An 11455-nucleotide genomic window follows, 5' to 3' on the forward strand; every position below is an offset into this window, starting at 1 on the left:
CGATAATGTAGCGGAAATGGCACAAATTAATCGTTTGAAAGATGGGTTCAAGCGTCTGGAAAATGGCTGGGCAGTTAATCCGAACCTGGAAAAGCTGTTATTCGAGAAACGACCGACTGTGCGAAAAGGGAAGGTTCCGGAAGACTTAACCTTCAAGCAAAATCTGAAWGAATTTCAACGACAGGCAGTAGAAGGCGCGATTGCCGCACAGGATATGTATGTCATACAAGGGCCACCCGGAACAGGAAAGACCACGGTTATTTCTGAAATTTGTTATCAGCATGCGAAAATGGGTTTGAAAACGCTAGTAGCCTCACAATCGAATTTGGCGGTTGATAATGCACTGGGTAAATTATTGACGGACCAGGACATTCGAATTTTACGAATCGGTCGAAGTGAAAGCATCGAGGAAGAAGGGCAGCGTTTTGTTGAAGAACAAGTTGCTCTTTACTGGAAGCAACAGACGCTTTTGTCGATCCAGACGCATGTAAACCAGTTTAAAAAAGATGGACAGGTTCTTCTTACTTCTATTAAAGAAACTGAAGCAACAATCGACCATCTGAAGAGTGAAATAGAGACTCTTGAAACGAAGAAAACGGAAAAGAATCAAGCCAAGGAAAATTTGAACAGACTTCAGCACGAACTGAAGTCAAGTCAGTCATACGTTCAAGAGTTGAAGCGAAAAAAAGATCAATTTGACTTTCAATTGATTATGAGTCAGGACATTTTTGAGGATGCAAAAAGCCGATATGAACGGTTGAATGACCAAGTAGCTCTTTTTTCGGGCACAGGTGAATTTGCTAAACTTCACATTAAACTCAATGATGAAATTCAAGTACTTCAAAAACAGTTAGCATGTTTACAAACGGCAACATCTCTTCAACAGAAAAGAAATGAGCATCAGGAAAATGTGGACCAATTGAAGAAGGCCTCTTCTCAGCAAGCGACTTTGGAACATATAGCGAAGCAAATCCCAAATGTTAAGAAAATCCCTGAATTACAAAAGTTGATGGGGCAGGAATCATGGGCTCGTTCATCTGAAATCAACTCGATTTTTCATCATATGGACCAGTTGCGTATGAACTATCAAGCTTCGATTCAAATAGGGAATCATTCCGAAGTGGATGACACGTTGAGTAAAGCCATTATTTATGCAGAACAGCAACTAAACGCGCATCAATACAATATGAAGATGCTCGCAAAAAAGATATCGATGATGCCTCATGTTGTTGGAGTGAAGCTTGAAGATCGGTATGTAAAAAAAGTCGTAGACGCATTTCGGGATTATACCAAACAAATGAACGCATTCCGGGAGCCGTTAAATCAAACGGATCGACAAAAATTGTCGGCTATTTATGAACATATGATGGTCCTGAAAGTATCCAGAAAAGTTGGATTAACACGTAATGGTGCACAAGGAAATGAGCAAATAAAGAATGAAATTTTGACTTCATTTGAACAGCTGAAAGAAGTCGTTGGACAAACTCTTGTAACACGTCTGCAGGAGTTAGCTGCAGAGACCACTTTATTGACTCCAAAACTTTCTGCACTGGTTGAAGAAATTGATTCTATTGAAAAGAATCTTTCCGGTATGCGTGAAACGGTACCCAATCAAGAAGTACTTGTTCCAATGGTCGAAATCGAAAAGGCTCTTACGGAAAAAGAGGCAGAGCTTGAGCAGATGGGAACAGAAGAGAGCTTCGTAGAAGGTTTGGTACAAGCAACCTCCGTGCAACGAGGGGTTATGCAAAAACGTGAAAACGAAATGAACCAAATTCAAGATACAATGGCAGATTTGGCACAGAAATTGGCTGATGAACAGTTCAAGCAAACAACGATTAATAAAGAAGTGACCGACCTTGAAGTAATTATCAGTATCGATGTAGATGCTTTATTGAACGAAGTGAATACGAACTTCGAGAATACATCAGCACAATTAATCGAATTAAAACGAAAAGAAACTTTCCTGAACGTTTCCAACGACATTCGTCTCGAGTGGCAGGATATGCTGGGACAATCAACTGCTTATGATATGGATGAAATCAAGAAATTGTATATTCAGTATGCGAATGTGATTGGTGTAACGTGTTCGATTTCGGCAAGTAAGGATTTTGTGACACAGTATCCCGATTTTGATGTGGTCATTATTGATGAGGTATCAAAAGCAACACCACCTGAATTACTGCTGCCGATGTTAAAAGGGAAGAAAATCATTTTGGTTGGCGATCATCATCAACTGCCTCCGTTGGTCGGACAGGACACGATGGACGAAGTGCTCGAAGATATGACCGATGCACAAGAGAAAGCTGATTTGACATCGATTTTGAAAGAATCCATTTTTGAACGGTTGTTCAATGATTTGCCTGAAGACAGCAAGGCAACGCTTCGCATTCAATACCGAATGCATGAGCACATAATGGAAACAATCAACCCATTTTACCGTGAAAATAATTACGGATTGGAATGCGGATTGGCTGATTCGAGCAAAGAACGTGATCACTTGCTGGATGGCAAGCTGTTCAAACGTGGGCAGCATATCATTTGGTACGATATGCCGAATGAGCAAGGATTTCTTGAGGAGCGGGAGCAGCATAGCCGTAGCTATTACAATGCAGCTGAGCTGAAACAAATCCGTGAATTATTACTGGATTTGGATCAGGCGACAGCTCACGCGAAAAAGGATGGCCGTCTGAATGCTAACGTGAAGAAGAAAGTAGGCGTCATAAGTTTTTACGGGGAACAAGTGAAAAAAGTGGATCGTCTTCTCAGCCAAGAACTCGACCTGCCTCACCTTCATTGCCGAACAGGAACAGTCGATAAATTCCAAGGGATGGAAATGGATGTTATCATTCTGAGCTTCGTGCGTAATCATCACCAGAAGGATGGGAACATTGGGTTCTTAAAGGATTACCGACGATTAAACGTGGCACTTTCTCGAGCACGTGAACTTCTTATGATTGTCGGCAGTGCGGACATGTTCACGAAAAAAGCCCACGGCGAATCCCAAAAGATCATGTTCCGACACGTATTGAATGTCGTAGAGAAATACGAGGGACTGAAACAATTGGAAACTAACGCAGGCAGGAAGTGATTTTATGAGCAAACAACTTGATACAGAAATGTCGAAAGTATCGACCGTGTTGCTGGAACAACGGCATCTTCGCTTGCTTGGAAGTGAGAGATGGGGGTTTCCGCTTCAACTTGCTAACATTCAGATGACAACGGGTATCCGAAGTCAAATGGATGTACTGATGAAAATGATCTTGAAGATTTTGGGGAAACTGGACGTCAAACACACTGAAGAAATCAGCGAATTGCTGGCGGTGGAAAACATTTTTGTGGATCATATGCTGAAGCTGATGATACAAAATCAGATGGTTAAGTTAAATGAAGGTTTCTATCGGCTGACCGACCTTGGGATGGAACAACTGAAAGTAGGAACGTTCGTGCATGATTCCTTGGAGGAAGAGGTCGAAGTTGCATTCAGTCCCTATCATAACGATGCTCTCATTCAGGATACCAATCAAACGTCAGTAGAGGCAGACGATCAACTTCCTGATTATCGTTTTGGTGAAGACAACAATCAATTAAATGTGAACGAACTGAAAGACTCACAAATTATACAAATCATCGAGGACTCGGGCTTCGAATTTATAGTGGAGAACGGTCAGAAACAGATTGAAGAGATTTGCTCAATTGAACTGCAAGACACATTACGAGTAGCTTGCTTCGAATTCCACATGCATGACACAACTGAAGATACTGTTTTTATTCGTGTCTGGAATACGTGGACGGGCCAATTCGATGTGCAATTTGAAACGGAACTTAACCAGAAGGAAGCAAGCCGTCTAAGAAAACACTACTTTGATCAACCGACATCATAACTTTTAATATACGCTCTGATAAACTATATTGTTGATCTCAGTTCCAACGCACTTTCATGTTTCGAAGCTAGCGCAGCGATGCCGAAACAGAAACCGGAGTACCGGTTTTCCAAGCGCCGAGGAGTCTTTGCGCTCGCCCTAGGAAAGCGTAGCATTAACATCAACATTTAACGTAGTTCTAATTTAAATGAGGTGAGCTAAATGACAGTTAATCATAAGCTTGAAGGTATGGAATGTATGGGCTGCGCGTTGGCAAATAATTTATCTGTTCACGTGGTTTATGAAGATGAGTTCGTTTGTTGCATTTTAGACCACGATCCATTTAACGAAGGACATACTTTAATCTTACCTAAGCAGCATTTTCGCTATGTTGATGAATTTGACTCGGAAACTGCAATTGCTGTAATGAAAGCATCTCAATTACTTTCAAAAGCCTTAAAAAATATATTTAATCCCAATGGAATAACGGTTTGTCAAAACGGTGGCACAATTGATGAATTATCACATTACCACATGCACATTGTGCCAAGATATGAAAATCAATCATTCGCAAGTTTCTATACAGAAGAACCTTGGGACAATGAAGACCTTAAAGAAAAACTGCCTAGAACACGCAATGAATTAGCAAAGGTGATTAGTGAGTTATACTAACCATAAGCATACTAATTATTATCAGACCGCTGAATTTTAATCTTCAACGGTCTTTAAATATTTGTCTGGTTCGACATGAAGCGACAAAAAGATGAGTGGATAGCCTTTACAATATGAAAAGACAGATCAAATTGAAGAAGTATTAAGTTACCCGTTTCAATCCAGTCAGTATTAATCGTCATCGTATTACTTTTTAATGTTCAATTTTAAAAAATACATACAAGTGAGGTATCATAATGAAATTTGAAATCAAACGTGAACGATTATTAGATGGGTTAAATGATGTAATGAAAGCAGTAAATTCTAAGACAACGATTCCCATTTTAACCGGGATTAAATTAGAACTTACAGAAGAAGGTTTATATATTACAGGTAGTGATTCCGATATCACGATTCAAACTTTTATAAAAGCCGAAGAAAATGGCGAACAGGTTATCAATATTTTTGAAAACGGAACTATTGTGGTACAAGCCAGAATGTTTAATGAGATTGTTCGAAAACTGCCAACAAATGCTGTTGAAATTGAAGTCAATGAGCAAAATCGGACGCATATTCGTTCAGGTAAGTCAGAATTTCATTTAATCGGATTGGATGCTTCTGATTATCCCTTACTTCCAGAAATTCAAGATAATCGACAGTTTACCATTCCAGCAGATTTACTAAAATCCACTATTCGTGAAACAGTATTTGCAATCTCTACATCAGAAAGCCGTCCAGTATTAACCGGTGTTCACTGGCAATTGAAAAGCGGAGTTCTTCAGTGTGTAGCGACGGATAGTCACCGTTTGGCACGGCGGAAAATGAACTTAAAGCAATTGCCCGAGGAAGAGTTCAGTGTAGTAATCCCTGGTAAAAGCTTAAGTGAATTAAATAAAGTCATTGCTGATTCTTCCCAGCCTGTAGATATTATGATGACACAACAGCAAGTGTTGTTTAAAACAGAAGGTGTATTATTCTATTCGCGTTTGCTAGAAGGGAGTTATCCAGACACATCCCGATTGATTCCAAACGAATATAATACGACAATCTCGCTTGATGGAAAGGCTTTACTTCAAGCAATTGATCGTGCTTCGTTACTCGCACGTGAAGAACGTAATAATATTGTGCGATTAACTTCATTGGGTGGAAACGTCATTGAAATATCCTCCAGTTCACCCGAAGTGGGACAAGTAGAAGAAGAAATTCAAGCAACATCTATTGAAGGAGAAGAGCTGAAAATTTCCTTCAGTGCAAAATATATGATGGATGCGTTAAAAGCTTTTGGTGGCCACGATATAAAAGTTCAATTTACAGGAACCATGCGTCCATTTATCTTGAATTCTGTTCACGATGACGCAGTTCTGCAATTAATAGTACCTGTACGAACGTATTAAATGACAAAAATTAAGAAACGAGTTGTGACCTAGTCGCAGCTCGTTTTTTTATTTACTTACTCAACTTTCGCATAGAAAAAACATTCTCCAATCTTAGGGGAATATACGCTGATGCATAAACTAATATCCCTATTGACTACTAGTAGGAACGCATGTCACTTCGCTCTTTCTTTATCGACATTCGTACTTCAGTTGTACATCCCACACTTTTGAAATGCTATGATCAAACCAATATGAGGTTGATATTCCGCAAAACAGCTACGCTTTCCGCGGGCTTGCGCCGAACTAACTCGAACTGATTGTTCGAGTGGATTTCGACACTTCGCCTTTCCCGCTGGAGTCTCCTCTGTTTTGCTCCATATCTCGACAATAAGTAGAATTAGAAACCTTTTATGAAATGAGACTGATAAATTAAGATGTTATCGGATAGTTGCAACGAAATCAGAAAAAAGGAAAGGACTTTTTGGACAGCCCCAATTTAAAATAGCTCTTTCTTATGGTGCGGGGTTTCGCCACTCAGCCTCAATCAACAACTTAAAGGCAGTTCACTTTAGACGAAAAAGAAATAAGCTTCGCACAACCGGATAAAAAAGAAGGAACCTTCCAAAATTTCATCTTTGGCAGGTTGTTTTCCCGAGATTAGGTGTCGAATCTTTCGTTAACCAAAAGCACTTAAACATGGGCACATCGATTTCCGGGGAGCGACGGACGAAAATTCACCGTAGGATTGCCCAAGAGAAAGACCCTGGGGAAGTGACAGCGTCACTTCCCCAGGGTCTTTTCGTTCAGGTCAATGGTGCAGTAGATTTAACTCCAAGGCGAACCGGAACTACCTGACTATGTGAATCCATGTAAATGCACCGAGAAAATCATTTCTTCTTTCGTCAAGTCTCTAATTAAAATAAGTCTCCTTCAATTTCCCGTAGGAAGGGAAGTGTATTTTCATGCTGCGAAAGTTGAGTTACTTACATCTCAAAAACAATTTTTTTCTTTTACCCGTGGGGAAGTAAGAAAATAAAAGTACCTTATATAAGTAGAAGGAGAGATGAATATGAAAAACTTGAAAATAGAGCATATCGGTGGAACGTACACTGTAATTGAGCATGGAAAGGACCGATACCAGCTCGTTCGAATTATCGGGGAGTATGAAGTGGAAGATGTTTATAAAGCAAAGAAGATGAGAGTAATGAACGGATGATTGATTTCATCGAGAAAATAGTAGATGCAGAACAATTAATTCATGGATTCGATTATGCAATTGTCTCGATAATCGTTCTTGACGCTGACTTTGAAACTTATTCTGTAGATGAATGGTATAACATGGATAGCTTGGCCTATTTCGAAACGGAACGATTGAAGAAGAATCACTATCAAGCTTTTCTGGAATTATGGAAAGGGAGCAGGTCTGGGAATGTGGGGATGGGAATCACCCCGACTCAGTATATCCGTAATGCCACATTATATTTACCGAAAGTGAGAATCGATTTGAGTGCAGCTATTACATTTAGCCTTGGCGTTGTGGAAATATTAAGAGGAGAGTATGCAGGTCAATTCATGCTTTATTATTCAATGAAAATGAATGAAGATGATTTGGTAGAAGCAGATGCTCTTGATGAAATTCTTATGCTTAAACTTTATTTCCAATACACCAACCCGTTTGATTACTATGACAAAGGCGTAGATTTCCTGATCAAGAACAAATGGGGCTACACCGAACATTTGATCATGAATAAGAGAGAAGAAGTGAAAGCACGGTTTAAGGAAATATCGGAATATCATGTAAGTGGTGGCAGTAGTCATTTATTGGAAAAGAATCAGAGGGAGGCTATAGTCAATTAGTGATGAGTGGACGGAAAGTCATCGCAAATGGTCAGAAACACTCTGCGAGTGGACGAAAACCTATCGCCAGCGGTCAAAGTAACACCATGAGTGGACGGAAATGTATCCCGAATGGACGAAAACACACCATCTTAGGATAATCCCAGTACAAAAATTCACCAACTTCAGCAAAAGACCTCCGATCAACTTAGAAAGGAGGAGTTTTAGGAAATGGCTATGCCTTGCAGGTATCGCCAAAAACTAGCCAATTATTATTGCTCATAGTATTGAGCATTCTGTCCTTCCAAGAGGTCGAGCATTTGAAAATAACCCGGAATGTTATCGACTTCATAATTTCGGATGCATTCCAGCAATTTGATTTTCAGTTCTTGAGACAAGTCTTCCCGGTATTGCCATTTTGTCTGATGTAAAGATCGATCAATTTTAGGAGCAAACAAATCAATGACGATGGCCAGTGATTCGTTATCCGTTCTTGACTGCTTTACTAAAGTAAATAAACTTTCACTCATTACTGCCCCTTCCTTCTCAATTCGGTTTCTATTATCTCTCTAATCTTTCTTAATGCTTTTGTATGACTTTTGGAAACGGCTTGCTGGGATTTATTCAGGCTGCATGCGATTTCGGAATCGTTCAACCCATAAATGTAAGCCAAACTCAGTACTTGCTGCTGATTTTCTGTGAGTGATTGAATCGCATGAAAAATCTCATAGCTTGTCAAATGGTCCCCAATAGTGGATGAAGCAATGAAAATATCCGTATTTTCCATGTTTTCCGAAGAACTCAGTAAATCAAGGAATGTTAATTCACCATCTTCTTTTAAAGGTCTGTCCAAAACTAACTGGTACCGTTCGGAGATCAGTTTAATTTTCTTATCGTAATTGATTGCATTAAAATAAATGGTTTGTGATAAATAAGTGGTAAATCTGATGTTGAAGTAAAATTCCCTGAACGTATCATCTAATTTCTTCTTTAATTCGGCAGTGGGTTGATTCCTGACTTCTTTCAACAATGCAATATGTTCTGGAATTTCCAAAAACGATTTGATGATAGGGTTTTGACGGTGTTTCTCCAGTTTATCCCAGTAAGTCTCAACACATTGATTATGATGATCGAATAACTCTTTCATCCTTATTACCTCCCGCAAAGAACGCTAGTTCGGTTAAGCGGTTAAAAAAATTTAAAGAAACTTCAATTTCGTTTTTATAAATAATCTTTGATGTCTTCATTCAACTGAAAAATGACATCTTCCAATTTTTCAATTTTCTTCTCAAATCGATAGAAAAGATAAATAGTGATGGCAATCGGAAATCCAAAATTACCTATTACTGTTGTCCATAATGGAACATCTACTGTACTCATGAAATATCCCCGCCTTCTTTATTAGTATTTATTTGATAAAGAAGATAGATGCGACCATTTCACAACTCCTTGAAAAAGTTTATTGAAAAAATTTGATATTTATGCATAGAACTAGGTAAGCAACGAAACAATCGCAAATACAGATGCCTTTTAATCAAAGGCACCTGCTATTTATTATATTGAAACAAGTGATTCTACTATTTTTTGATCGAAAACTGTTTTAATATAATCTGGAAGTGTCAAATAAATTAAGCCATTTCCTTCAATATTGGGAGAGTTTCCAAGCGGTACCGTCCGTTTGATTAGTTGGGCATACAATTCRGGAACGGTCAGCTCTCTTTTAAACGATGAATTCGCCATTATTTTAATTAATGCCAAGGCACCCGTTACGTGAGGGGTAGCCATTGAAGTGCCGCTTAAAGTGGCATACGTTCCGTTTAAATATGTGGACGTCACTTTTTCACCGGGTGCGACCAAATCAACTTCGTTATTGGAATTGGTAAATTCAGAGGACTCGCGCTCCATATTAACAGCCCCAACACTAATTACCTCGTTGTAACAGGCAGGATATCCAAGTTCATCCGTTGAATCTTGGCCGTCGCCTGCATTACCCGCAGCACACACTACCAAAATCTTTTGATTGACCGCTTCGATAATAGCTTCGTGAAGTTCTTTCACATCTGATGGCCCACCTAAAGACATCGAGATAATATCTACTTTTTGTTCAATTGCATAATGGATGGCATTGATGATCCAATCATATTGACCAGAACCGTTTCTTCCAAGAACCTTCAATATCAAGAGGCTTGCTTCCGGAGCAACACCAACGACACCTTGGTTATTGAGAGTTGCCGCAATCGTTCCACACACATGGGTTCCATGACCATTATTATCCTCGAATTTCTCAGGGTCTTTTTTGTAATCATTCGTAAAATTGCGCCCCCCTATGATACGTTCCTTTAAATCAGGATGGTTCGTATCACAGCCTGTATCCAAAATTGCGACGGTAATGCCTTTTCCTTTTGTTTCGTTCCACATTTCAGGGGCTTGAATGATTTCGACCCCTTTTGGAATTTCGTTCACCATGTCCAGTTGCTCTACTACGCTGTACGGTATTAATTGTACTAATTTTTCCATGTTCCCCCTCCTCAAATTATTAGTAAGCGAAATCTGGATGTATATTAATAGTATCAATTTTCTGAAAAGTAAAATAGATTCAAAGGTAGCATTAATTGGAAGAAAATAATAGGTAATTTATAACAATATTTTACTATAAATTACTATTTGGTTGTTATTTTTTAAGTTCATAGCAATAAAAAGTAATATTTGAGCAATTTTTCCCACCTCAATCTTATTTGAAATTAGGAAGTAGGGAGATTTTATCAAGTTCAACCATAGTGTGTTACCATTAATATACAAATATCACTGGCCATTAGAAACGCTGCTAAAGAAGGAGGGTAAAAAATGAAAAAGGGATGGGCAGTATTCGCTGCATTTTTTTTGATCGTCATCTTCCTCTCAGGTTGTCGGGATAAGGTGACACCGGAGGAACTATTGGCGGAATATTTGGGGCATTGGAACAATGGGGAATTCGCTGATATGTATAGCAACTATCTGAATGAAGAAACGAAAGGCATATATGGAAAGAAAGGTTTTGTGGAAAGGCAGGAAAAGCTGCAAAAAGATTTAGGTATCGAAAATGTGGAAGTAACGTATACGAAGCCAGCTAAAGATATTGAGTGGGACAGCGAGAAACCGGCAAGTTTTCCAATACAAGTAAAAATGGAAACAGTTGCTGGACCGGTTGAATTCGAGAAAACAATGACTTTGGTCCACGAAACACACGATGAGATAGAGGATTGGTTTGTGGAGTGGGATTCATCATTCATTTTTCCTGAGCTAGGAGAAAAAGATACGATAAGGATTTCAACAACGACTTTTGCACGTGGTGAAATTCTTGACCGCAACGGACTCCCGATTGCTGTGAATGGAACTGGTTATGAAATCGGAATTGTGCCAGGGAAGTTCACAGATGACGAGAAAAAAGCGGAGTTAACCGAGCTCCTCGGTACTACAGCAAAATACATTGACAGTCAGTTGAACCAGAGTTGGGTCAAGCCTGATTATTTTGTGCCGATTGCAAAAGTTTCGAACAATGACATTCCATTACTGGAAAAGCTTGCTGAAATTCCAGGCGTCACACGGAAGGAAACACCGATGCGTGAATATCCGTATGGAGAAGCACTTTCCCATTTATCTGGCTTTATCGGTGTGATTACAGCGGAACAGTTGGAAAAGCACAAAGATGAAGGGTATACAGAAAGCGACCTAATTGGCAGACAAGGGTTG

General features: G+C 39.3%; 11 protein-coding genes. 7 read left to right on the forward strand and 4 right to left on the reverse strand.

What is annotated here, in order from left to right:
• From AC1DSB_RS07095 to AC1DSB_RS07120, 6 genes are all read left to right on the forward strand, one after another.
• Positions 1-3091: AAA domain-containing protein (locus AC1DSB_RS07095; protein ID WP_477586234.1), on the forward strand; the 3091-nt coding region annotated here is incomplete at its 5' end.
• Positions 3092-3095: 4 nt separating this feature from the next.
• On the forward strand, positions 3096-3884 hold the full coding sequence (locus AC1DSB_RS07100; RefSeq protein WP_477586236.1) for a hypothetical protein: 789 nt from the start codon (positions 3096-3098) through the stop codon (positions 3882-3884).
• A 201-nt stretch (positions 3885-4085) separates the two neighbouring features.
• Positions 4086-4535, forward strand: a complete 450-nt coding sequence (locus tag AC1DSB_RS07105; protein WP_477532854.1) for an HIT family protein — start codon at positions 4086-4088, stop codon at positions 4533-4535.
• A gap of 236 nt (positions 4536-4771) precedes the next feature.
• A complete protein-coding gene (gene dnaN, locus AC1DSB_RS07110) occupies positions 4772-5908 on the forward strand; it encodes a DNA polymerase III subunit beta (protein WP_477586238.1) in 1137 nt (378 codons plus the stop codon).
• A 1051-nt stretch (positions 5909-6959) separates the two neighbouring features.
• Positions 6960-7106: a hypothetical protein gene (locus AC1DSB_RS07115; RefSeq protein WP_477532852.1), complete on the forward strand. Its 147-nt coding sequence runs from the start codon at positions 6960-6962 to the stop codon at positions 7104-7106.
• On the forward strand, positions 7103-7747 hold the full coding sequence (locus AC1DSB_RS07120; protein ID WP_477532851.1) for a hypothetical protein: 645 nt from the start codon (positions 7103-7105) through the stop codon (positions 7745-7747). Before AC1DSB_RS07115 ends, AC1DSB_RS07120 begins: the two co-directional genes overlap by 4 nt.
• Positions 7748-7998: 251 nt before the next feature.
• On the opposite strand, the gene AC1DSB_RS07125 is transcribed toward AC1DSB_RS07120, so the two are convergent.
• From AC1DSB_RS07125 to AC1DSB_RS07140, 4 genes are all read right to left on the reverse strand, one after another.
• Positions 7999-8256: a helix-turn-helix domain-containing protein gene (locus tag AC1DSB_RS07125; protein WP_477532850.1), complete on the reverse strand. Its 258-nt coding sequence runs from the start codon at positions 8254-8256 to the stop codon at positions 7999-8001.
• Positions 8256-8873: a sigma-70 family RNA polymerase sigma factor gene (locus AC1DSB_RS07130; protein ID WP_477586241.1), complete on the reverse strand. Its 618-nt coding sequence runs from the start codon at positions 8871-8873 to the stop codon at positions 8256-8258. The genes AC1DSB_RS07125 and AC1DSB_RS07130 overlap by 1 nt, the downstream gene beginning before the upstream one ends.
• A 74-nt stretch (positions 8874-8947) precedes the next feature.
• Positions 8948-9106 carry a YvrJ family protein gene (locus AC1DSB_RS07135; protein ID WP_016428613.1) on the reverse strand — a complete coding sequence of 53 codons (159 nt, stop codon included), beginning with the start codon at positions 9104-9106 and terminating at the stop codon, positions 8948-8950.
• A gap of 174 nt (positions 9107-9280) precedes the next feature.
• Positions 9281-10243 carry a S8 family peptidase gene (locus AC1DSB_RS07140; RefSeq protein ID WP_477531072.1) on the reverse strand — a complete coding sequence of 321 codons (963 nt, stop codon included), beginning with the start codon at positions 10241-10243 and terminating at the stop codon, positions 9281-9283.
• Between the two features lie 327 nt (positions 10244-10570).
• Between AC1DSB_RS07140 and AC1DSB_RS07145 the strand changes: the two genes are divergently transcribed.
• Positions 10571-11455, forward strand: an 885-nt coding sequence (locus AC1DSB_RS07145; protein ID WP_477586243.1) for an NTF2-like N-terminal transpeptidase domain-containing protein, incomplete at its 3' end; no start/stop codon positions are given.

The organism is Paenisporosarcina sp. P4_E4_2, assembly GCF_056401595.1.